Annotated in this window: 19 protein-coding genes; 16 read left to right on the plus strand and 3 right to left on the minus strand. The window is 70.7% G+C overall.

The features are described from left to right. The first annotated feature begins 165 nt into the window (after window positions 1-165). From AB0447_RS27540 to casA, 4 genes are all read left to right on the plus strand, one after another. Window positions 166-549, plus strand: a complete 384-nt coding sequence (locus AB0447_RS27540) for a helicase associated domain-containing protein (RefSeq protein ID WP_366479505.1) — start codon at window positions 166-168, stop codon at window positions 547-549. Between the two features lie 612 nt (window positions 550-1,161). Continuing rightward, a complete protein-coding gene (locus AB0447_RS27545) occupies window positions 1,162-1,857 on the plus strand; it encodes a restriction endonuclease (RefSeq protein ID WP_366479506.1) in 696 nt (231 codons plus the stop codon). A gap of 289 nt (window positions 1,858-2,146) precedes the next feature. After that, a complete protein-coding gene (locus AB0447_RS27550) occupies window positions 2,147-2,476 on the plus strand; it encodes a hypothetical protein (protein WP_366479507.1) in 330 nt (109 codons plus the stop codon). Window positions 2,477-2,575: 99 nt separating this feature from the next. Further along, window positions 2,576-4,297: a type I-E CRISPR-associated protein Cse1/CasA gene (casA, locus tag AB0447_RS27555; RefSeq protein WP_366479508.1), complete on the plus strand. Its 1,722-nt coding sequence runs from the start codon at window positions 2,576-2,578 to the stop codon at window positions 4,295-4,297. 130 nt (window positions 4,298-4,427) lie between these two features. Here casA and AB0447_RS27560 read toward each other — a convergent pair whose 3' ends face one another. Next, window positions 4,428-5,660 (minus strand): ParB/RepB/Spo0J family partition protein, encoded by a 1,233-nt coding sequence (locus AB0447_RS27560; protein ID WP_366479509.1) that lies wholly within the window; start codon window positions 5,658-5,660, stop codon window positions 4,428-4,430. Further along, window positions 5,657-6,817, minus strand: coding sequence for a ParA family protein (locus AB0447_RS27565; RefSeq protein WP_366479510.1), 1,161 nt, complete (start codon window positions 6,815-6,817; stop codon window positions 5,657-5,659). The genes AB0447_RS27560 and AB0447_RS27565 overlap by 4 nt, the downstream gene beginning before the upstream one ends. Before the next feature lie 201 nt (window positions 6,818-7,018). Here AB0447_RS27565 and AB0447_RS27570 point away from each other — a divergent pair, with 201 nt between their 5' ends. From AB0447_RS27570 to AB0447_RS27610, 9 genes are all read left to right on the plus strand, one after another. Then, on the plus strand, window positions 7,019-8,689 hold the full coding sequence (locus AB0447_RS27570) for a DUF2637 domain-containing protein (protein ID WP_366479511.1): 1,671 nt from the start codon (window positions 7,019-7,021) through the stop codon (window positions 8,687-8,689). A 525-nt stretch (window positions 8,690-9,214) separates the two neighbouring features. Next, window positions 9,215-10,108, plus strand: coding sequence for a hypothetical protein (locus AB0447_RS27575; RefSeq protein WP_366479512.1), 894 nt, complete (start codon window positions 9,215-9,217; stop codon window positions 10,106-10,108). Between the two features lie 50 nt (window positions 10,109-10,158). Continuing rightward, window positions 10,159-10,428 (plus strand): hypothetical protein, encoded by a 270-nt coding sequence (locus tag AB0447_RS27580; RefSeq protein ID WP_366479513.1) that lies wholly within the window; start codon window positions 10,159-10,161, stop codon window positions 10,426-10,428. Then, entirely contained in the window at window positions 10,425-11,534 is a 1,110-nt protein-coding gene (locus AB0447_RS27585) for a conjugal transfer protein (RefSeq protein ID WP_366479514.1), read from the plus strand. The genes AB0447_RS27580 and AB0447_RS27585 overlap by 4 nt, the downstream gene beginning before the upstream one ends. Before the next feature lie 14 nt (window positions 11,535-11,548). After that, window positions 11,549-11,833 (plus strand): hypothetical protein, encoded by a 285-nt coding sequence (locus AB0447_RS27590; RefSeq protein ID WP_366479515.1) that lies wholly within the window; start codon window positions 11,549-11,551, stop codon window positions 11,831-11,833. Further along, the gene (locus AB0447_RS27595) at window positions 11,830-12,456 is read left to right on the plus strand and encodes a hypothetical protein (protein WP_366479516.1); all 627 of its coding nucleotides are present in this window, start codon (window positions 11,830-11,832) and stop codon (window positions 12,454-12,456) included. Before AB0447_RS27590 ends, AB0447_RS27595 begins: the two co-directional genes overlap by 4 nt. A 14-nt stretch (window positions 12,457-12,470) precedes the next feature. After that, the gene (locus AB0447_RS27600) at window positions 12,471-15,014 is read left to right on the plus strand and encodes an ATP-binding protein (protein WP_366479517.1); all 2,544 of its coding nucleotides are present in this window, start codon (window positions 12,471-12,473) and stop codon (window positions 15,012-15,014) included. Beyond that, window positions 15,011-17,437: a hypothetical protein gene (locus AB0447_RS27605; RefSeq protein ID WP_366479518.1), complete on the plus strand. Its 2,427-nt coding sequence runs from the start codon at window positions 15,011-15,013 to the stop codon at window positions 17,435-17,437. Before AB0447_RS27600 ends, AB0447_RS27605 begins: the two co-directional genes overlap by 4 nt. Next, window positions 17,434-18,576, plus strand: a complete 1,143-nt coding sequence (locus AB0447_RS27610) for an NlpC/P60 family protein (RefSeq protein ID WP_366479519.1) — start codon at window positions 17,434-17,436, stop codon at window positions 18,574-18,576. Before AB0447_RS27605 ends, AB0447_RS27610 begins: the two co-directional genes overlap by 4 nt. A gap of 40 nt (window positions 18,577-18,616) precedes the next feature. Here AB0447_RS27610 and AB0447_RS27615 read toward each other — a convergent pair whose 3' ends face one another. Beyond that, window positions 18,617-18,985: a hypothetical protein gene (locus AB0447_RS27615; protein ID WP_366479520.1), complete on the minus strand. Its 369-nt coding sequence runs from the start codon at window positions 18,983-18,985 to the stop codon at window positions 18,617-18,619. A 228-nt stretch (window positions 18,986-19,213) separates the two neighbouring features. Here AB0447_RS27615 and AB0447_RS27620 point away from each other — a divergent pair, with 228 nt between their 5' ends. From AB0447_RS27620 to AB0447_RS27630, 3 genes are read left to right on the plus strand one after another with little or no spacing between them, the layout of a single operon-like run. Beyond that, on the plus strand, window positions 19,214-19,675 hold the full coding sequence (locus AB0447_RS27620; protein WP_366479522.1) for a hypothetical protein: 462 nt from the start codon (window positions 19,214-19,216) through the stop codon (window positions 19,673-19,675). After that, a complete protein-coding gene (locus tag AB0447_RS27625; RefSeq protein WP_366479523.1) occupies window positions 19,672-21,846 on the plus strand; it encodes an ATP/GTP-binding protein in 2,175 nt (724 codons plus the stop codon). The genes AB0447_RS27620 and AB0447_RS27625 overlap by 4 nt, the downstream gene beginning before the upstream one ends. Window positions 21,847-21,859: 13 nt before the next feature. Next, on the plus strand, window positions 21,860-22,801 hold the full coding sequence (locus AB0447_RS27630; protein ID WP_366479524.1) for a replication-relaxation family protein: 942 nt from the start codon (window positions 21,860-21,862) through the stop codon (window positions 22,799-22,801). Window positions 22,802-23,114 lie beyond the last annotated feature (313 nt).

Genomic DNA, 23,114 nt, shown 5'->3' on the forward strand with positions numbered 1-23,114 from the left:
GATCTGCGCCAGGGCGTCCGCCCCCGTGATGAAGAACAGGTCCGCACCCCCGCCCATGCTCTCCGCTCCCCATCGTCCTCACACCGTTCAAGCAGCAACGAACTGAGGCGAAGAGCGACACTGGTCGTTTTCAAGAATCCCCATCACCGTCTCGCCCACCGACACGTGGACGCCGGGGGCACGCTCCCGGACGGGCCCGGCGTCCTCGTCGAGGACGGCGAGGACCTCGGCCGCTGGGCCGCCGCGCAGCGCCAGGGATTCGGGGAGCTGACGGGGGAGCAGCAGGCGATGCTTGCCTCGCTCGGCGTCACGCCAGCTCCCGCGCCCGCCAAGCGGACCCGGGAGGAGATGTGGGCGCACAACCTGAGGGCGGCCGCCCAGTACCGCGCCCGGGTCGGGAACCTCGACGTACCGCGCAGCCACACCGAGGAGGTCGACGGCGAAGCCGTGCGGCTCGGAGCCTGGATCAGCCAGCAGCGGGCCAAGGCCGGGAAGCTGTCGGTCCAGCGGATCGAGGAGCTGTCAGCCCTGGACATGCGCTGGTCGTAGAGACGAGCAGCGCCCGGCCCGTCACGCGCGGGCGTAGAGAGTGGGCGATCTCCCCGATCGGGGAGATCGCCCAGTCTCGGTTCGGGCTCCCCAATTGGGGAGCCCGGCTATGCGCGCACCACCGAAGGGTTCAACCTGGCAATTCGCGCACAATCACTGAAAAGCGACGCCAAGAATGGGCCCTCCAGTCGACGAACTCGGCGCACCCGGTATGGATCGACCTGTGATCACCTGGCAGGCCCGCAGACGGCCACTGGTGGCCTTTTCGGCTGCCGAGTCGCCCTCCGGCTACTGGAAATGGGGGACCCGGGCGGGGACGCGGCCGCAGTGGCGCGGGCTGCGCGCGTCGAGGCGGGCACGTGCACCACGGACTCCTCCGGTGGGCAAGCCTCCTCTCTCGCCGCTTCGGGGACTGGGCAAGCCTTTGGGCAAGCCGCCCTGAGGAAGGTGGGTGGAGATTCCCACCATCCGGTGGGACGCGGCCGCCCACCCGCCAGCTGTCCGCGGGTCGGTGAGCGCCACGACCTGCTTCAGGAAGGCGCCTCCATGTCCGGACGTCGAAACCCGACCCGCACCCCTGCTCGACGACGGCCAGGACGAGGACGTCGACCCGTGCGCCGTCGCAGAGGAGGGCCCGGCGTCGATACCGCCGGCCTCCTGGTGGCCGCCGCGCTCGCGTCCGTCCTTGTTCCGCAGGCCCGGCAGTGGCTTCAGCTCCACGGCTCCGACATCGCCGCCGTTGCCGTCGTGGTCCTGGCCACCGGAGCGCTGATGCTGCTACTCGTGAAGGCCGCGCGGCGTGGCGTCTTCGCGTGGGCCGCCCGGCGCCGGCGACCGGACGGCTGGGACATCCGCTTCCTGGACGGCCTTCATCACAGTGAATTCGAGGAAGCCGTACGGGACTTGATGCGCCGCGACGGGGCCCACGACGCTGTCCGGGTGGGCGGCGCCGGCGATAACGGCGCCGACGTCAAGGGGACCGACCCGGCAGGCCGCCGCTGGGTCATCCAGTGCAAGCATCGCCGCGACGGCGCGGCCGGGGCCGCAGTCGGCACGCCGGACCTTCACGTCCTCAACGGAACGGGCCGCCCCGTCCACGGCGGCGACGTCGTCGTTCTCGTCACCAACGGCAGGATCACCGCGCCCGCAGTGAAGTTCGCGCGAAGCCAGCGGCTGCACCTGGTAGACCGGGCCACCCTCAACGCGTGGGCCAGCGGCACGTTGCCATTGTGGGAGATCCTGGCCGACCTGCCGGCGCCGCGGCGCACCTTCCCGTCATCGCGAAGTGGGCGTCGGCTTCAGCCCTGATCGACCGCTGTGTGCGTCCGGACCAAGCCAGCGGTGAAGTTGACCAGCAGTCAGCAGCTGCACCTGGCGGCTCGCGGCCTCCTGAACGAGGGGCCACCGGCTCGTCTGTTTTGCGGGAGCTCCTTCCCCGTCTGTCAGCAGCGCAGCGCCACCATCCGGCATCCCAGTGGACGAGGCGGCCCAGGGAAGGAGTTTTAAGAATTGCCTGATGCCTGTTGCCTGACTTCTTAAAACTCGCTACGGTGGAACACGAGGAAGCAACTCGTTGCCCTGCCACGGAGGTTGAGTCATGGACTTGCACACCCTGCCCAAGGTCACCGCGTCCGTCCTGCTGGAGCTCATCGACTCCCCCGCCACCGACGCGGTGGTCTACTTTGACCCCGAGGGCGGCACGCTGAAGATCGGCGCCACCGCCAACGTCGGCGGCGACTGGGTCGTCGAGTCCCGGTCGGATCTTCTGGAGGGGCTCCTCCTAAGCGACAACGACGCCCGAGTGACGGCCGCAGGCCTGGACGACGAGGACCGCCTCGCGCTGGCCCACCACCTCGAGACGTTCGCCGACTCTTGGGAGGAGACCATCGCGGGCATGGTGGACACCGACGAGGAGCTGGACGCGTAGACGACGGGACCGACACCACATGGCCCCCGCTTCCGCAGCACGCCGGAGGTAGGGGCCGTGACGTATCCCGATCCTGCCGCGACCGTTAAGGAACCCCAGATGACGCGCCCCTCCTTCTCTCTTCTCCACGAGCCGTGGATCTCCGTCTACGACGACGCCGGCCAGCACCGTGAGGTCGGCCTGTTCGAGGCCCTGACCCGAGCCGACCAGGTCTGGGTCGGCGGCGTCGCCCCTGGGGATGCGGCCGTGTTCCGGCTCCTGGCGGCCGCCTACACGGCAGCGGCCGGACCGCGGACCACCGCCGAGTGGGACGCGGCCTTCACCGCACCCGTACCCGTCGAGCAAATCTCCGTCTACCTCCAGCAGTACGAGCAGCGCTTCGACCTCTTCCACCCCGAGACGCCCTTCCTCCAGTGCGCCGGCCTCACCGTGCCCAACGGCCCGGTCGGCACCCTGAACCTGGCCCAACGCGCAGCGGGCGGAGCGGCCTTCTTCGACAGCCGCCTGAACCGCGGCACGGGCGAACACCCGCCGATGCACCCGAAAGAAGCCGCCCGCGCGCTCCTGGAGCTGATGGCCTTCGACACGGCCGGCGTCCGCGCCGCAGCCCCCGGAGATCCGGCCGCCCGGGGCAACCTTCTCTACGGCGGCAGGGTCGGCAGCATCGCGGCGCTCACCCACATGAGCATCACGGCCAGCGGGCTTCCCCTGCTCCAGCAGATCCTGCTGAACTGCCCGCCCGGCGCCCGTACGGACGGCGACACCCCGGTCTGGGAGCGGCCGCCCGGCTCGCCGTTCATGGAGATCCGCTCGGTGGCGGGTCCGATGGACTACTGGACCCTGCCCACCCGACGTGTGCGACTCTTCCCCGACGAAGACGGGCTGGTGTCCCAGGTCGCCATCTACGACGGGGACCGGTCGGAGAAGGTCGGGGGCGCCCTGGCGCCGGTGGATCCGATGACGGCCTGGACCACCAGCTCCAAGACCAGCAAATTGGTACCCCTGAACGTCCTTGACGCGCAGAACGCGGCCCGGCCCTGGGCGCCGGCGCTGCTCCTGGACGCTCGGCCCGAGACCTGCCCGGGACTCGCCCATACCATCGCAGCGGCCGAGCGAGGCCTGATCCCGAGTGACAGCCGCCTCCACGCCACGCTCGTGCAGACCGTCCACAAGGACCGCTACCGCAGCGTGATGGGGTTCATCGAGGTCCAGCAGGTCCAGTTGGGCAGCGCAGGCCAGCTCGCCGATCCCCAACAACGGGCGCTGCTTGCCGCGCGCGCCCACACGGCGGACCTGATGCTGCGAAAGTTGGTGTCGTACGCCAGCGGGATCATGGACCGGTCACCGGTGCAGATCGCCCCCCAGATCAGCCTGTCCCGCCTCACGGACGACTGGGAGGCCATGGTGACCGACACCGAGACCGACCCGGACGGCGCAGGTGAGGAGTGGGCCCGGGCCCTGACGGCCGAAGCCCTCAGCCAGGCAAATCGGCTACCGCACAAGCACGTACTGACCCAGGCCACGCTGGCAGACGTGATCAAGCGCGGCGGCCTCGTGGACCTCACCGACCCCGACCCGCAGGACACTGAGGCTCTGAACGAAAGCCCGCCGGCACCCGCCCGGCGTACAGGACGTAAGGCAGTCAAGTACGCGGCTTTCGGAGGGGAATTCACGCTCTCCCAGATCGCCAGCCTGCCCGAGTGCGTGGTCTCCTACCCGACCCTGTCCAATCGGGTCAAAGGCGGCTGGCCGGTGGAGGAGGCAGCCACTACGCCCGGCCGCGGCGGCGGCCGCCCCGCCAAGGCGGGCAGCGCGGAATGAAACGACTGAGCCGCCGAGAAGAAGTAGGCGGCCTTCACCGTTGCGGGCACGCTCTCGCGCCCCGCGCGGCCGATCCGAAAGCGGGAAGCCGGACCGCTTGGGCGGCCCGGCTTCCTGTCCTATCTGGGGTTCAGATCCTGGTACACAGCTCCTCCACCAGTGCCACAAGCTCCTCGGCGGAGAGTGCCTGGACGATGCTGTCGGCTTGCTCCCTCGGCGTGCCGCCAAGGTGCTGGCGCAGGCTCAGCGCGGATTCGTTGATCGGGTGAGGCAGTGACGTGCTTGCCTGACCGTCGGGGTTGTTAACCGCGGTCAACAACTCGCCGGGCTCTTGATGGGACTGGGACCCCTCTGCCTCGGCTGCGGAGTTGTTAACCGCGGTCAACACTTCTGCACTCCCGGAGAGGGGGGCGCTCCGGACATCGGCTTTGGGCGCCGGCACCTTAACCCGAGCCGGAGGGTTGTTAACCGCGGTCAACAACTCGCCGGGCTCTTGATGGGACTGGGACCCCTCTGCCTCGGCTGCGGAGTTGTTAACCGCGGTCAACAAGTCGGAGGCGGCAGCATCCAAGATCGCCTTCTTCTGGGCCTTGGCGCTGGCTTCCTCTGCCTTGTGTGCTGCGAGGAGCTGGAAGAGCTTCTCAGCGGAAGGGGGAGTGGGGAAGTCCTTGAGGCGCCGAGACATCCAGACCGCGTCCCTGCCCGAAGTCTCCCCGGCGCTGACCGAGGCACGGATCTCGGCCGGCAGCGCGAGCAGGCCAAGCTGGTTAGTGATCCATGCTCGCGACTTGCCGAGCTGTTCTGCGGCCCTGGCCTGGGCTCCGTACCCTGTGTCGTTCTCGGCGCACACTTCGACCAGCTGCTGGACGCCGGTCGCCCTCTCAACGGGGTCGAAGTCGGTTCGGTCGAGGTTCTCCTTGAGTAGCTTGTTGAGGAACTCCTCGCGGCTGTCGGCGAACTCGTCTCGGACGACGAAGTCGAGGGCGGGCAGCTCTACGTGCTTGGCGCTGCGGAATCGGCGTTCCCCGTTAACGAGGACGTATTCGGCGTCACCGATCTTTGCTTCGTGATCGGGCCAGAGCGTCAGGTATGCCGTGCGGGTCACGACGACGCAGGCTGCGAGCTGTGCCAGCCGAAGCTCCTCGCCGAAGCGGGTCAGCTCTTCCGGAGTGCCGAAGTTCCGGCGCGGGTTGAGGGGCGTGGAGGACACCTGTGCAAGAGGGATCTTGACGATGGTGTAGGACGGGATGCGTCCCTCCGCCACTGCCTTGGCTCGTCCGCGGTCGCTCAGGGCGGGTCCGACCTGGAGGGCGGACGCCCTCTGGAAGCTGGCTCCGCCTCCCAGCTTGTCTGCCTTGCTCATCCGACGAGCCTCCTGGTGAGCTCCCGCATGCTGCTGGCCTGTTCGGATTCGGGGGCGTACTGGAGCAGCGGCTGCTTGACGCGGACGGCTTCGCGCTGTTCCTTCAGGTCCGGGATGACTCCAAGCACTGGGGGAGTGCCGAGGTCTCGCCATCCCTGGAGCGAGGAAGTCGCGATGTAGCCGCGCCGACTGTCGTAGAGGTTGACGACGATGCCCAGGAGCGCGAGCGGAAGGTTCATGTCGCCGGCGAGAGCGGAGATCTGGGCCATGAGGAGCTCATAGGCATCCGCAGAGGAGTCTTCGGCCTGGACGACGATGACGATGCCTGAAGAGTCAGGATCCTCCCCCTCGCGGGTACGTCCGTAGTAGAGCGCGTTGTCCATCGTGTAGCCCAAGCTCGGCGGACAGTCCACGATGATGTAGTCGTAGTCCTCCTCCAGGGCCAGGAGTTCTCGCTCCAGCGCGGATTCACGGACGCGCAGGCCCGGTGCGGTGGCGAGTTTGGCATCCAGCAGGAACGCGTAGGTCGAGCCCGGCAGCAGGTGCAGCCGGTCACCGAAGAACTGCTCCGACTCCACCGGCACAACGAGGCTGCGAAGGTCGACCTTCTTCTCCTCCCCGAGCATGCGCTTGGCCAAGCTCGGATCGTCGATCCCGAGCGGCTTGTGGCCGAGCTGCTGGGTCAGGTGGCACTGCGGGTCGAAGTCGACGAGGAGAACCCGGGCGTCGCGCTCCGCGATGCCTTCGGCGAGTCCCGCTGAGATGGCCGTTTTCCCGACTCCGCCCTTCTGGTTGCAGACAACGAACCTGACCGGGCCGGTGGCCTCACGCTGCTTGTGGGAGGCGGGCCGGTCCCGCAGCCACTCGGTGAGCGCCTGCGCCAGCGCCTGGTTGAGAGCCGACTTACGGCTCTTGGCCACCTTCCTGAACTCCTCGTTCATGCCCTTCGGAAGGTGCGTCGTGAAGTTCGCGGCTCCACTCGTCTCGACCAGCGGGTGTTCGGCGCCGTCTGCCATCCATGCCTGGATGGCCTCCGTGACGGCGTCCTGCATGTCCAGGCCGAGTTGGGCAGCGCGGACCTTGATCTTCTGCCGCAGTGAAGGCGGCAGCTTGATGGCTACCTTCTCCCTGGAGGGCGGGTCATTCGTAGCGGTCATGCGGATACCTTACTGACCTAGACTGCTGGTTCAAGCTCGCCACTCGCTGACGAGTTTTTCCGATTCGCACTTGATGTCACTTCAGGTCCAGCCGCTTCAAAGGGCACCTACACGATGACGGGGCTCGAAAGAGGGCTGACAGCAGCCACGGCCTGGTGACAGGCTGATCAACTGGACCGGTCAGAGATGGGAAGAGAGCACGTGGCTCAACTGCAGCTGACGAGAACGCACCGGATTCTGATTGGTGTGGTGGTCGCCGGCGCCGTCGTCATCGCCGGCATCGGCTTCGCCGGTTCCTACGCCGCAGTCCGCGCGCTCGCCGTCAAGAAGGGCTTCGGCGACTTCTCCCTGGTGTTCCCGATCGGCATCGACGCCGGCATCTGCGTGCTCCTGGCGCTCGACCTCCTGCTGACCTGGATCCGGATCCCGTTCCCCCTCCTGCGTCAGACCGCGTGGCTGCTGACCGCGGCGACGATCGCGTTCAACGGTGCGGCTGCCTGGCCCGACCCGCTCGGCGTCGGCATGCACGCCGTCATCCCGGTCCTCTTCGTGGTCACAGTGGAGGCGGCCCGGCACGCGGTGGGCCGGATCGCGGACATCACGGCCGACCGGCACATGGAGGGCGTCCGCATCACCCGCTGGCTCCTGTCTCCGGTGCCCACGTTCAAGCTGTGGCGCCGGATGAAGCTCTGGGAGCTGCGGTCGTACGAGCAGGCCGTCGGGATGGAGCAGGACCGGCTGATCTACCAGGCCCGGCTCCAGGCCCGGTACGGGCGGGCGTGGCGCCGCAAGGCCCCTGTAGAGGCCCTGATGCCGCTGCGCCTGGCCCGCATCGGCGTGCCGCTCGCGCAGACCGCCTCCGCAGGACTGACCGCAGCCGGCCTGAGTCCGGTCCTGCTCTCCCGCCCCGAGCCCGCATCCGTACCTGAGCCCGCGGTTGAGCCGGCGGCAGAGCCGGAGCTGGCCGCCTCGCCCGATGTTCCCGCACTGCTCCCGGCCGCCGAGCCCCCGGCTGGGAACGCCGCTGCCCGAGAAACGGAATCATCGGCCGAGCCCGCGGCAGCACCTCCCGACGCCCGGGACGGGACGCCCCAGCCCGTCCTCGTCGACCTGGCCCAGGCTGCGCGTGACTTCATCGCGCAGTACGGCGCGGTCCCGTCCGCGGAGCAGTTCGCGGCGTACCTCGCGCGGGACTACGGCCTGACCGACCAGGACACTGGCGGCCTCCTGCCCGACGCCCTGCTGGAGCCGGTGCTCGCCGAGCTCCGGGCGTCGGAGCTCGGAGCGGCCGTGCACGCGGCCTCCGTCCCGGCGGTCGAGGAGCCGGTGACCGAGGCGCCGGCTGCCCCGGCGCCGGCGTACGAGGAGCAACCGGCCGGCGCGGGGGAGCCGCACCCCTTCTTCGGGGAAGAGGGCGCCCTCCGCAGCCTGTCGGAACTGTCTGTCGAGCCTGCACGACTGCCCGCCGGAGCGGTACCCACGCCGACAGCCTCCGTGACCGATGCCGGCCCGGCCGTACCCGCGGGCCGTTCCTTCGAGCAGCCCGTCCTCGCGGCGTCGGCAGGAGCGGAAGGACAGGACTGGGTGGCCGAGGTGACCGCGTCCGGTGAGGCGACCGCCCGGGTGCCGCGGCAGCAGACCGACGAGGAGCCGGCCGAGGCGGACCCGATTCAGCGCGAGATCGAGCTGGTGGCCTCCTGGCTGATGGAGGCCGAAGAGACCGGGAAGCGGCTGTCGGGAGCTGAGGTTGCCCGGCGCCTGGAGGTCTCACCCAAGACGGGTCAGCGTCGCGTGCTCGATGCCCAGAAGTACCTGGAGGAGCAGCGCCGGCAGCAGGGCCGGGCGCACCTCCGCTCCGTCGGCAGCAGCTGACCGACGTTCCGGTTAGGGCTCGGTGACCGGTCGCCAGCCACCGTCACCGACCGGCCCGGGCAGCCGTCCGGACGTGACCGATCGGCGCGTGACCGATCCCGTGACCGGGCCCGTGACCGATGACGGGACCCGCCCGTGACCGGGCCCGTGACCGATGACCGGACCCGCCCGTGACCGATGCCGGGCCCGGTGACCGGTGACCGATCCGGGCCCCATCGGTCACCGGTCATGACCGGTCCGCGGCGATCGGTCACCCATCCGCCACGCCCTCGCGCCCGCCTCCTGGGCAAGCCTCGCCTCACAATCCCGAGGCTTGCCCACCCCCCAGGGAGGCTTGCCCAGAGTTGCATGGACCGGTCACGAGGGGGCTTGTCCAACCCCCCACCAGGCTTGCCCAATCGGTCACGGGAGGCTTGCCCAGGTAGAGGGCAAGCCTCCGATCTGCGCTTTTAGGGCTGCGGGCAAGCCTTCGGGCAAGCCGGTCTGAGGAGTGTGTACGGCACGAGATCCGAAAGGAGACGTGCCGTGCACGACGCTTCGCACCCCGCCGCCGGCGGCGGGTACTTCGACCGGCTGGACGCCGACTGGGCCGCGCTGTGCGCGGACCCCGCCCTCCGCCAGGCGGTGACCGACTGGGTGACCGATGGCCACCTCGGCGACGACATCGCGGCCGTGACCGATTCCTGGGCCGGCTCCCTGACGCCCGACCAGCTCCTCGCCGCGCTCCGCCCGACGGCCGACGGTGTGACCGATGCGCTGACCGACGCCGTCCTGCGCACCCTCCTGAAGCGTGCCGCCGGGCGTGACCGATCGGCCGTCCTCGCCGGCCGCGTCATCGTCCAGGCGATGCTCCCCGCCGTCTTCCGCATCACCCGCGGACAGGTCCGTACGACCGGCGGCCGCACCCGTGACGCCGTCGGTCACGTGACCGTGACCGCCCTCTACGAAGTCGCCCGCTCCGGCCGCATCCACGGCCGCCCCGGCCGGCCCGCCGCCAACCTGGCGCTCGACACCCTGCGCCAGGTCCTGGCCGAGCTCGCCGCCGAGCAGAGCCCGGCGGGGGAGGACCTCGCGGCCGCGGAGCAGATCGCCGACCGGGCGCCGGGCCCGTACGAGATCGCCCGCGCCCGGACCGTTCGTGCGGCCGCCGCGGAAGCGGGCCTCCACGCGGGCCCGGCCGACGACGCCGCGACCGCCCCGGCCCGGCTGGAGCTCCTGGAGCTCCTCCTGGACGCGGTGCGCGACGGCGCGCTGTCGACCGCGGACGCGCAGGCGCTGGCCTGGCACCACGTCAGCGACGGCATCCCGGACGCCGAGGCCGCCGCCCGCGCCGGGACCACGGCCGGCGCCTGGCAGCGCCGGCGCTCGCGGGCCCTGGCCCGCCTCACAGCATCCCTCCAGCCCGAGGCCGCGGCATGAGCCGGACCACCGCCCCGGCCACCGTCCGCTCCCCCCTTTGGAGATGCGTCTTGACCAAACCCGCCGCCGCGACGTCGCTGGACGCGGACGAGGAGCGCGTCACCCGCGCCCAGCGTCTGCTCATCCACCTCGGCGCCGCCCTCGTCGCCCGCCCCTTCGACACCGGCACCCACGAGAAGCTCCGCGCTTTCCTCGACGAGGACGCCGAGCCCGTCCTCGCCTCGCTCGCCGCGCTGAGCCGCCGGCCCGAAGCGGAACTCCGCAACCGGATCGCGGAGCTGGCCGGCCACACCCTGCGCTCGGCGGGAGGCACGGCATGAGCCCCGTCCTCACCGGCCGCCGGAAGCCGGCCGCACCGGCCGACCCGCCGCCGACCGTCCAGAAGACCGGGGCCGAGCAGGACGCCGGATGGGTCGGCGGCTGGTCGACCGGAGCCCAGGCCAACTCCACGGCGTTGCTGCGCTGGCTCGTCTGGGGCCTGATCGCGCTCGGCCCGCTGCTGGGTGCGCTCGCCTACCTCTCGGTGCCCACAACGTCCGCGGCCCCGGCGCCGAAGACCGCCCCGTCCGCACCGGCCGCGAGCGGCGGCCAGGGCGCGGCGGGCTTCGCGAGCCTCTTCGTCGCCGCCTACCTGTCCGCCGGGCGCGGCGACGAGCCCAAGCTCGCCGCCTACTACCCGCCGGCCAGCAACCTTCAGCTCGACGGAGTCTCCGGCCAGCGCCGGGGCGAGCAGCTGACCGTCGTCCGGCTGCGCCAGACCGACACCTCTGTCTGGTCGGTCACGGTCGCGGCTCGCGTCACCGGCGCGACGCCGTCGGCCACGCCGTCCACGCAACCGGGCGCCTCCCCGGGCCGGGCTGCCGCGACCGACGCGGTGCGCTACTTCCAGGTGCCCGTTGCCACGGCGCCCGGCGCCGGGGGAGCGACCGCGTACACCGCGCTTGCGCTGCCGGCCGAGGTCGCCGCTCCCGCGCGGGCCAAGACCCCGGAGCTGGTCTACGGCGCGATGCGCCCGGCGCTGCCGACCGACCCGCGCACCCAGGCGGTCACCAGCTTCCTGAGCGCCTACCTCACGAAGGCCGGCGCAGAGCTCGACCGCTACCTCGCTCCGGGCACCCGCCTGGCCGCGCCCTCCCCGGCCCCGTACTCGGGCGTCGCGGTGGACCAGTTCGCCGTCGAGGGCGAGACCGGCGGCGAGCCGGTCGTCTCGGTCCCCGGCGACGGCACGACCCTGCGCCTGCTCGTCACCCTCCGGGCGACCGGCCAGGACGGGGTGCGGCTCCCACTCACCTACGCCCTCACCCTCAAGGCCCGCGCCGGCCGGTGGGAGATCGCCAGCCTCGACGGCGCCCCCGCCGTCTCCTCAACGCCCCTGGCGGCGGCTGTCTCCGGCTCGCCGATCCCGTCACCCACCCACACCTCGTAGAAGGAGCACCAGACATGCTCGAATCCGTCACGCTCGCCCAGGGCTGGATCCAGACCGGCACCGGCCTCGGCAACGACATCAAAGGCCTCATCTTCGACGTGGCCATCCCCGTCCTGTGCGGTGTCTTCGTCGTCGTTGTCGGCTGGAAGACGAAGGCACCCGGCCCGACGATCATGGCGGTCATCTTCGCGGCGATCGTCTGGGGCCTGTCCGCCAACATGTCCACGCTCAAGAACAAGACCACCGAAGACATCGTCCAGTACCAGGGCGGCCCCACGGCGCCCCGGGGCGACGAATGACCGCGTCTGCCGATGCCGGCGAGCTGGACTTCGAGCTGATCGGCCGCTGCTACACCAAGGCCCGCCGCGCGCCGCTGGTCCACGGGGTGATCCGGGACGTCAACGGCGGCCGGGGGATCCGGCTTCCCGGCGGCCCCTACACCCTCACCCAGCTGGCCGGGATTGTTGCCACCGTCGCCGCCCTGATCCTGACCCGCCCGGTGTGGGGCGGCCACGGCTGGCTCGACGTCGCCGTCCTTCTGGTCCTGCCCGCCGTGGTCGCGTTCGTGCTGCGCCACCTCCACATCGACGGCCGCAACCCCGCGGCCGCCCTCCTGAGCATCGCCCTGATGCTGGCCGCGCCCCGGCGCGGCCAGCTCCGCGGCCGCACCTACCGGCCAGCCCGCCCCACCCGCGGCGACACCCGCATCCACCTTCCCACCGACGAACAGGCCGCCGAAGCCACCGCCCCGGCGATCACTGACGCCCCCGCACCGGAGCCCCGGCCGAAGCAAACCCGGCCCCGGCCCGCGGCACCCGCCGCCGAGCCGCCGGCACCCGAAGGACCTTCGGCGCCCGCCGCACCAGTGGCCTCGGGGGTGCAGGCCCTGCTCGCCCGGCGAGCCCCCACCACTCGTACCTGACTGGAGAACTGACGATGCGCCTGCCGATCCGGCACGTCCAGCAGAACCTGATCTTCACCACCCACGGCACCGTCTGGGCGGTGTGGCGCGTTGCCGCTACCAACTACTCCCACGCCCCGGCCGTCGTGAAGAAGCGCCGTCTCAAGGCTCTGGAGGGCCTGTTCAAGGCAATGACCGGCGAGCCGATGCTGCTGTCGCTGTGCCCGCAGATCGACCCGACCGCCGTGGTGCGCGCCATGGTCGACGACATCGACCTGGCGCGCGCGCCCCGTTACGAGAGCCTGGGGCACGCGGTCCTGGACCAGCTGGAGACGATGGAGCTGACGGGCCGCACCGACTGGCTCGCGCTCCCGCTGCCTCCGCTGTCGCAGAAGGACGCGGTGATGTCCGCGTTTCGGGCGGCGCGGGCGGAGGTCTCCCTGCAGCTCGGCCTGATGCCCGCGCTCGTTACCGACGCGGAGGTGCAGCGGCGCCTGGAGCAGGCTCAGCGGATCCAGGCCCAGTGGCCGACCGGGGTCTCGATGCGGCCGGCCTCCGAGGCGGAGATCCTGTGGATCTACGGCCACAGCGCGCGCCGCGGGCTCGCCGAACCGTTCCTCCCCGACGGCACCGAGACCCCGGTCCGCGGCCGCGGCCGCAACGTCGCGGCGCTGGGGGAGATCCTCGTCGGCGAGGGCGGCGCCGACTTCAACACGGGCCCCGCGCTGCCCGCCAACCCGTTCACGCGGCGCTTCCTCCAGGTCTCCAGCGAGTGGGGCGACTCCTACCAGGCGCTCTTGGCGTTGAGCGAGATGCCCGAAGCGTTCGCCCTCCCGGGCGCGGCCTACCTCCAGCAGCTCGACGACCTGGCCTACCCCGTCGACTGGACCGCGCGTCTGGTCATCGTCCCCGGCTCGAAGGCCGAGCCGAAGGTCCGCAAGCGCGCCCGTCACCTCAAGGCGCAGGCCGCCGAGTACGAGGGCGACCCGGCCGGCCCGCCGGCCGCGGTCGCCCGCAACCAGGCCGACAACGAGGAGTACCACGAGAGGCTCACCGCGAACCGGCGCGAGGTGGAGATCCGCGCCATGGTCACCCTCGCCGTCTGGGGCAACAGCCCCGACGACGCCATGGACCGGGCCGCAGCTCTCGCTTCCGACTTCGGGTCCACCGACTACACCTTCTCCCGGCCCGCCGGCGAACAGGCCAGCCTGTGGCAGGCGATGCTGCCCGGCTGCCGCACCCCCCGCGTCATGGCCGGCTACGCGCAGATCCTCCTCGCACGGGACTTCGCGATGGCCATGCCCTGGTGCGGCTCCCAGCTCGGCGACGAACGCGGCGGCCTCTACGGCCTCCAGGTAGCTTCCGGCGGCGCCCGCCCCGTCCTGATCGACCCCGCCCGCGGCCCCCGCGAGAACGCGAGCGCGTCTATGGCGTGGCTCGGCGAGCTCGGCGCCGGCAAGTCCGTCGGCATGAAGAGCGCCGTCTACAACGTCCTGGCCCGCGGCCACCAGCTCGGCCGGCCCGGCAGCCGCGGCCGCGCCGTGATCGTCGACCGCACCACCGACCAGGAATGGGCGCGGTTCGCGCAGGCCTGCCCTGGCACCACGCAGCTGATCCGCATCGACCACACCGCCGAGGTCTCCCTCGACCCGCTGCGCCTCTACAGGGAGAGCAGCCCCGAGGTCGCGGCCCGCTTCACCGAGTCCTTCCTCACCCTGCTGCTCGGGGTCCGGCCGATGGACCTCGAAGGCGTCGCCCTGTCCGAGGCCGTGCAGGCCGTCCTGGCCCGGCCTGAGCCGTCGATGCGCGCCCTGATGGACGAGCTCACCGCACGCGGCGCCGGGGACGCGGCCGCGCATGGCCTGGCCCGCAAGCTGGGCTCGGTCGCCCGCAAGGACCTGGCGAGGGTCGTGTTCGACGAGACGCTGCCGGTCGTCGACACCCACCGCGCGGACTCCGTCGTCTTCCTGGTGTCCTCGCTCGCCCTGCCGAAGAAGTCCGAGCTCGCGAGCGAGCACCGGATCCAGCGCCTGGAGTTCGAGAAGGTCCTGGGCCGGGCGCTGATGTATCTGATCGCCGCCGTCTCCCGCGAGACCGCCATGCGCAGCCGGGACGAGTTCGCGGTCACCGTCTTCGACGAGTGCTGGTGGCTCACCTCCAGCGACGAGGGCCTGGAGCTGCTCCTGGAGCTGCTGCGCGACGGCCGCAAGCGCAACGCCGCCGCGTACGTCGGCTCACACGACGCCGACGACATCGGCCCGGCCGACAGCGAGAAGGGCGCCATCGTCCGCGGCCTCATCCCGCACCGCTTCGTCTTCCGGCAGACCAGCCGCCCCCTGGCCGCGCGCAGCCTCGAATTCCTCGGCGTGGACTCCACCGACACCGAGCTGCTGGACCTGGTGACCGGCGGCCTCTCGCCGCTCGGCCTGCCCGACGACCAGCGCCGGGCCCGCGCGGGGGAGTGCCTCTACCGCGACCTGGCCGGCCGCATCGGCCTCATGCGGGTCCTCATCCCCCGGGACCGGGCAATCGAGCGCGTCATCCACACCACCCCGACCAGCCAGCAGGCGGCGGCATGAGGACCCCTCGCGCCCCGTGGAAGCGGCTGCGCCTGCTCGGCACAGCCCGGCTGCGCCTCGCCCTGCTCGTGGCGGCGCTCGCTGCCACCGCCTTCACCATGCTTACCTCGCTGCCGGCATTCGCCGAGCCGAGCCCGGCCCCGACCCCGACTCCCACCAGTCCGCCGGCGGCCAACCCTCTCGGGCCGCCGACACCCGGTACGCGTACGCCCACCCCGGAAGAGCTCGCCGAGATCGAGAAGATCCTCGAAGACCTCAACAAGCGGCTCACCGACTCCATGAAGGAGGCCTACCTCAAGACCGAAGAGGAGCGCCTGCGCAAGCTCCTGCCCGACGAGGGCGGTGTTCTCGCGGTTTTCAGCGTCACCGACCGCAATCGCATGCCGATCTCGGCCTACACGGTCAAGTCAGACACCGGCGGGCTGATGGACTGGGACCTCGGTATCCAGAACCTGATCACCGAACTCTGCTTCATGATCACCAAATGGGTTGTCGCGTTCTGCTGCTGGCTCATCGCCTGGGCCCTCAGCTTCGGCCTCGCCAAGCTACTTCTGACGCCCGTTCTGTCCGTCGCCAACTCCCTACACACCCAGGTCATCCTCCAGATGGGGCTGCCCAGCCTCTTCCTGTCGGTGTGCGCACTCGTCTGCGTGGCTCGCATCTTCTTCGGGGACCGGGCCAAGGGATGGGGAGACGCCGCTCTCTCCCTTCTCATCGCCGGCCTGACAGCCACGCTGCTGTCCTCGCCCCCGCAGCTCCTGCTCGGGGAGCAGGACAGCGCCGTCGCCGCTGCCCATGGCCTGTCCCTCGAAGTCGCCGACGTCATCCTCGACGCGAATCCCGGCGAGCGTGAGAAGGAACCCGACGACGAAGACTCCGCCAGCGACCGCGCGCTCTACCGCCCGCTGACCGACGCCCTTACCGATGCCTTCATCGTCAAGCCAGCCATGCTGCTCCAGTACGGCCGGGTCTTCAAAGGTGACTGCGCGAAGAAGTACTCCGACACCAAACTCACGCAGCTCGCCTACGACCGGGCGGTCACCGAGCAGATGAAACGCCTGGAGAAGTACAACCAGTACCGCTCCTGGATCGACCCCACTGGTGGGCAGGTCATCGACTGGACGATGCCGATCGCCAAGCGGTGGTCGATCGACCACTTCGGCAACCCCCCAATGGAGGCATTTGAGAAGCAGTGCGTCGAAGGCGATGCTCATGCAGCCAAGCGGGCTTCCATGGACAAGGTCGGCGGGGCAGTCTTTCTGTTCATCGCCGCACTGATCGTCACCGTACTGATCATGGGTCTCGCTGGTTCCTTCCTCGTCGCTCAGTGCCGCATTGCCTGGGACGCCGTACGCGCTGAACCTGCCCTCGTCGCCGGTCTCGTACCCGGAGCCGGCCGCGGCTACCTGTGGGACTGGGGGGCATCCGTCCTGCACGCCCTCGGGCAGCTACTCGCCTCCATCATTGGCCTCGCCGTCCTCATCCTGATCATCCAGGCGGTCCTCGACCCCGTACAGACAGAGAAGAGCACCGACCTCACCCTGCGCTTCCTCGCCGTGGACGTCGTGTGCATCGGCGCGATCAAAAAGCGCAAGGCACTCACCGTCAGGTCCAAGCAGGTCGCGGCAAACTTCCGCGCGAAGATGAGCGCGGCCCGCGTGGGCGGGACCCACGGCTCCGTCTTCACCCCGTCCTCCACGCCGGTGGCGAAGAACCAGAGCATCGCCCGCAAGGTCACCCGCGGAGCGGTCCGCAACGCGATGGTCGGCGTGGCCCTCGCCTCGGGCAATCCGATCGCCGCCCTCGGCTACGCCACGTCCTCCAGCGTCAGCACCGTCGCGCTGATGAACCGCATCCAGTCCGGGGGCAACGGCGGCGGCCGCCGCCCGGCCAGGCCTGCGGGCCAGCCCCAGCCCCAGCCCCAGCCCCAGCCCCAGCCCCAGCCCCAGCCCCAGCCCCAGCCCCAGCCCCAGCCCCAGCCGGGCAACGCCGGCAACCCGGGCCAGACACCGCCCGTACCGCCGCAGAACCCGCCCGGAACCCCGGCGAACCAGCTCCCCGGAGGCCCGGCGCACAACCTCGCCACCAGCAGCAGCCAGGCGGTCACCGTCCCCAACCAGCTCCCGGGAGGCCCGGCAACCCACCTGGCCACCAGCAACCGCCAGGCGACCACCACACCGAACCAGCCCAACGCCCCGGCGACACAAGCGACAAGGCGCCACCAGCCCCGCCACCAGGTACCGACCCAGCCGGCGGCCTCGCCGCGCCAGCAGCAGCTCCGGCAGCGCCTGGACCGCGGCACCCCACGGCAGCCCGGCACACGCGTGCCGACCGCGACCCCGCGGCGGCCCAGCGACGCGTCCCTGAGCCGTAACGAGGAGCGGGAGTTGAACATCCGTCGCCGTCGGCAGCGCCGCTCATGAAGAAGAAGCTCAAGGGGTGGCTGGCCGGCGTCGCAGGCCTGCTCGGCCTGGCGCTCGTCCTGCTCGCCGCAGTCGGAGCCCACGTAGCCGGCCTCGGCCAGAGCGAGGCTGAGGCCGCCTCAGCGGCAGCCAGCTGCCCCGCTGGCGGCCAGCCCGGCCTCGACCCGGACACCGCCGAGATAGCACGCAAGGTCAAGGAGATGCTCGCCGGGAGCGGCGACGTGAACGTCCCCGGCCTCTCCGAGCCCAAGAAGCAGATCCCCAACGCCAAGGTCATCGTCGCGACCGGCATCCAGAAGCGGGTGCCGGCCCGCGGCCAAGTCGTCGCCCTGGCCACCGCCCTCCAGGAGTCCACCCTGATCAACCTCGACCACGGCGACCGTGACTCTCTGGGCCTGTTCCAGCAACGTCCGTCCCAGGGCTGGGGCACCCGCGAGCAGATCATGGACCCCGTCTACGCATCCGGAAAGTTCTACGACGGGCTGGTGAAGATAGAGGACTGGCAGCAGATGCCGCTCACGGTGGCCGCGCAGAAGGTACAGCGCAGCGGCTTCCCCGACGCGTACGCCAAGCACGAACCGCTTGCCACGGCTCTGCAGCAGGCCATCGCGCCCACGCTCGGCGCCGCGCCAGCCGGGCCACTGCCGGGTTTGCCCGGCCCCGGCGGGTGCGGCAGGCAGGGCGACGTCGACTTCGGGGAGATTCCGCCCGGCACGCTGCCGGAGGGGTACCAGATCCCGCCCACAGCGCCGATGGAGGTGCAGACCGCGATCCGGTGGGCGCTCGGGCAGCTCGGCACGCCATACCAGTGGGGCGGCAGCTGTACGAACCCGCACGGCCCCAACGCGTCCGAGCGGTGCGACTGCTCGTCCCTGATGCAACGTGCCTACGGTGTGGCCGGCAAGGAGATCACCCGGACCACGTACATGCAGATAGACGACGGCCAGGGCATCCCCACCGGTCAGGTTCAGCCAGGAGACCTCCTGTTCTCACGAGGTACCGCAGCCGCACCGGAGCACGTGTCCATGGCGATCGGATACGGCTATGTGGTCCACGCGCCCAAGCCAGGCCGGGTCGTCGAGGTGACCAAGCAGGCGAACATGGGCGAGATCCTCGTCGTCCGACGCATCGTCGGCTGAACGCCACCGTGCCCGCCCCGTGGGCGGGCACGGACAGTGATCAGCGCTGGATCGTGACGCAGGGGCGTTCGCTGCGGTGGTCGAACCTAGAGCAGATGCGGTCTCCGTGCCGGAACGACTTGTTCACCGGCCATTTGGCGATCTCGAACTTGTGCCCGCCGTACTCCACCGACTCGGTCGCCTTCCACGACCCCACCGTCTGGACCCGCTTACCGCTCCGCAGCACGAAGACCTCGGCCCGGCCGCCCGGGTACCAGCCCTTCAAGAGGGCCCGTACCTCCTTCACCTTCAGGCTGTCGCCGATCACGCCGACGCTCACCGGGCCCCTGTCGGCTCCGCCGCTCGCGTACGCCGGAGCCGTACCGGCCAGCACAAGAGCCGCCGCAGTCATGTAGATCGCTTTCCTCATGACGAGATCAACGGCGCCGGCGCGGTCCAGGGCACTGCCGGGACCGGCTGAACGAGCCGGAGCGGCCGCACCCACCCCAATCGCAAAGGGACGGTAAAGCATTCGGGTGTGGTGTCTGACCTGGCCGCCGATTCTTACTTGGTCCAGGTGAAGGGCTTCTTCTCACCCCCGACCTGGAGGCACCGTGCAGCACATCGTCCTGTCCCAGCCGACCTCGGGCCGGCCGACATGAGTCTTCCGGACCTGCCGGTCGACGAGCTCCTCGCCCAGCTCCAGGCCTTCTTGAGCGCGAGCGTTCCGTGCCTGATCGCCCTCGGCGTTCTCGGGGCGGCGTTCTGGGTGTGGTGGACGATCCGGCGCGCGGCGCTTGTCCGGGAAGCGCTCGCCGACCGGGTCCAGGTCGAGGCCATCCCGACGGCGACCTTCGACCCCGCCGAGGGAGAGGTCGGCCGCTGGGCCCGCCAGCTCGGCCGCGTGCACTACGCGGCCGACAGCGTCCCGGCCCGCGGGTCCGCGGTGCGCCTTCGGTACACCGCCCTGGACGGCAAGATGCGCTGCTTCATCGAAGGACCCGCCGCCGCGGCCGCGATCCTGGCGATGCCCGGCTTCGCTGAGGTCGAGGTCCGAACCCACCACGGCCAGAGCGAAATCTGCCCAGTCCGTTTCACCGGCCCGGGAGGTACGCCGTGACTACCGTCATCTCCCTGGCCAAGCCGGCGCAGGCGACCACCGCCCAGGCGAGCGGGCGCCGGTACGTGCAGCGCGCCGAGCTCGCCCTGGGCCTGCCCGACTACAAGGCCCTCGCCTCGCTCGGCCTGAGCCCGGACCCCCTCCAGCAGCTGGCCGCGGCCATGGCCTCGGTCCGCACCGAGGACGGAGAAAAGGCGGAGGCCGTCTTCGACCTGGTCCCAGTCTCCGAGCGCCGTCTGGCCCGCCGCCGGCGCCGCCTGATGGCCCGGGCCGCTCGCCGCGGCCCGTCCGCGTACGGAGAGCGCCTGACCGGCGGCCTCGGCGGAGGCGGGGTCTGGGGATCGATGAACTCCGCCTGGACCGGCGGCGCCGGGGCCGCAAACCGTAACGAGCGGATTCCACGGCAGACCGACCTGCGCGACGGCGTCGGAAAGCTCGAACCCACCGTCGGCGCCGTCTTCGCCGTGCAGATCCTGCTGCGCACCGAAGCCGCCCACCCTCAGCTGGCCCTGGCCCGGATGCACCAGCTGATCGCTGCGCTGTCGATCACCTCGGGGGAGAACTACCTCAAGGCACACCGGCCCCGCCGCTGGTCCATCGCCCGGTTCGAGCGCCGGTTCGCGAGCGGGGAGTTCGCTCCGATCCGCCGTCAGTGGCTGACGGTGCCCGAGATCGCCGGCTGGCTAAAGCCGCCCACGGTGAAGTGCACCGCGTCCAGCGTGGTCCGCTCCGGCGGCCTGGTCCCGCCGGCCCCGGCCGACCTCCCCGTCTACACCGGACAGCGCGACCTGATCCCGCTCGGCGCAGTCGTCTACCCCGACGGTCGCGAACGGATCGCCGCCGCCCGCGTACAGGACCTCTTGTTCGGCCTGCAGCTCGGCAAGGCCGGCCACGGCAAGACCGAGGAGGCCTTGGTCCAGTGCATCGCGATGGCCCACTCCGGCTACGGCACGTGGTTCCTCGACCCGCACGGCGAGGGCTGGATGAGGGCGAAGCCGTACCTGGCCCACCCGGAGATCACTGACAGGCTCTGGGAGATCAACCTGGCCAAGGCCGACCCGGACCAACCGGTCGTCTCCTGGAATCCCCTGTCGATGGAGGGCCGTACCCTGCCCGACGTCCAGGACATCGTTCGTTCCGTCACCGAAGGCATCGCCGCAGCGCAGGACTGGGGCGACAACGCCCCCCGCGCACGGACGATCCTCGCCCGCGCCTCCCAGGCCCTTGCCCTGCTCAACCTGCAGGCCGTCCAAGCCAACAAGCCCGAGGCGCAGTGCACCCTGTTCCAGATCCGCACCTGGCTCACTGACGAAGAGTGGCGAAAGCAGCTCCTGTCCAAGCTCCCGGATCGTGTACGCGCCTACTGGGGGACGACCTTCACCAAGCTCGGCCCGGACGCTGTGCCGACCGTCACCTACGCCATCGACCGCCTCGACACCTCGCAGTCCCTCCAGGGGTTCTTCGGCAGCCCCCGCTCCGCGTACGACGTCCGGCACGCCATGGATACCAACAAGGTCGTCTTCGTCTGCCCGTCCGGCAGCGAGAGCGACGCCCTGGTCAGCTGCCTGCTCATCCACGACCTGCACCGCGCCGGCCTGTCCCGCCAGGACACCCCGCGCGAGAAGCGCAACACCTTCTGGGCCTGGGGCGACGAGCTCACCGCCTTCGACAGCAGCAGCAAGGGCTTCCTCGCTGCCATCGCCGAGCAGCTCAGGAAGTACGAGGTCAGGTTCATCGGCATGACCCAGATGGCGCTCCGGCTCTCCGCCATCACCCGCCAGGCCCTCTTGCAAAACCAGAGCTGGCTGAGCACCTGTGCCGCGGACTACGACGAGGCGGCCTTCGTCGCCAAGCGCTGGAACGGCCACGTCAGCCCGGAGACGATCACCGAACTCCCGAAATACCACTACGTGATGTCCGTGAACCTCAACGGCGCCCGGACCACGCCTTTCCGGGTCCGCGGCCTGCCCGTTGACGAGGTCTTCGAGCGCTACAACAACCCTGCTGGCGTCCCCGCCCTCGACCATGCGATCGACACCAACCTCAACCGCCGCCCGCTGAGCGACATCCTCGCCGACCTGGAGGTGCTCGACAGCACCGTCCTCACCCACCACACCGGCCGACGCCCCGACGGCCCGAGCGCTGGCGATCCCACCAGCATCATCGACTAGAAGGGAAGTCCCCATGCCTTACCCGTCGTCCGCCCCCACTGGGCTGGGCCAGGTCGCCCAGCAGGCCGCCCAAGTCCTCTACCAGCACCGCTTGGTCTCCACCCGCCAGCTCCACCGGCTCGTCACCCCGCACCACACCCGCACCGAGTACCTGCGCCGACAGCTCCACACCCTCCGTGAGGCTGGCTTCGCCGGCGTCGTCGGCCGCCGTACCACCGGCCAGACCGAGCTGCTGTGGTGGCTGACCGAAAAGGGAGCCCAGGCCGTCGAGGCCGTGGGGCTGCTCCAGCAGCGCCCTTACCGGATGAGCCCGGAAGCCGCCCTTGGCCCGCTCCAGGAGCACACCCTCGCCGTCGTCGATACCGGCGCTGCGATCGTCGAGCACGCCCGCCGCCTCGGCCACGAGTGCGGCCCCCTTGACTGGTCGCCCGAGATCGCCCACTACTACCGCGACGAGTCCCGCCCGGGGGAGGAGCTGTGCCTCGTCCCCGACGCCGTCCTCAACTACGTCCACACCGAAGCACGGCAGCGAACCCTCCTCACCTTCTTCATCGAGGTAGACCGCACCCAGATGACGATCGCCCGCCTGGCCCAGAAGATCCACGCCTACGCCGCCTACCACGCGTACGCACCCCAGCCCCCGGTTGCCAGGGGCGCCCGTGGGCCCCGACGCCAGGCCACGATGCCGGCCTGGCGCAGCCGCTACCCCGCCTTCCCCCGACTCCTGCTCGTCCTGACCGGCGCATCCGAGGAACGCCTCGCCCGCCGGATCGCTGATCTTCGCAGCCTCGCCGCAAGCGACCCGGCACTCGCCACCACCCCACTACGCGTCGGCGTGACCACCCTGGACCAGCTCCGGGCCCGAGGCCCCTTCGAGCCGATTCTGACGCCAGTCCTCGGAACGACTGAACCGGTCGACGCCTGGCTGCGCAGAGCATCCCCAGCAGCCGCGTAAGGAGATGAAGGAAAAGAAGGTCTTGTCCGTCCTCGAGTTCTGGTTACTGAACGCGTGCGCTGCGCGCCCGCATTCGAGGCACACAGCGTCGAGTTACACCTGAAACCAATCCCGGGTACCTGTCCGCCGGGTCCCGGCCCGGCAGCCGGCCAGCGCCTGCGCCGCGCTGGACCGGCGGCCCCGCTGCCGCTCCTCGGCCCGCTTCGCGGGCCTGCGGTGCCCGCGGGGGTGAGGGCACGACACCGGATGCATAGCACTGCATCCATGGGCTGAGGAACTGCAGTAAGACAATTACTGGGTTGATCACGGTGGG

Origin of the sequence: Streptomyces sp. NPDC051211, assembly GCF_040689505.1 — a bacterium.
Taxonomy (GTDB): Bacteria; Actinomycetota; Actinomycetes; order Streptomycetales; family Streptomycetaceae; genus Streptomyces.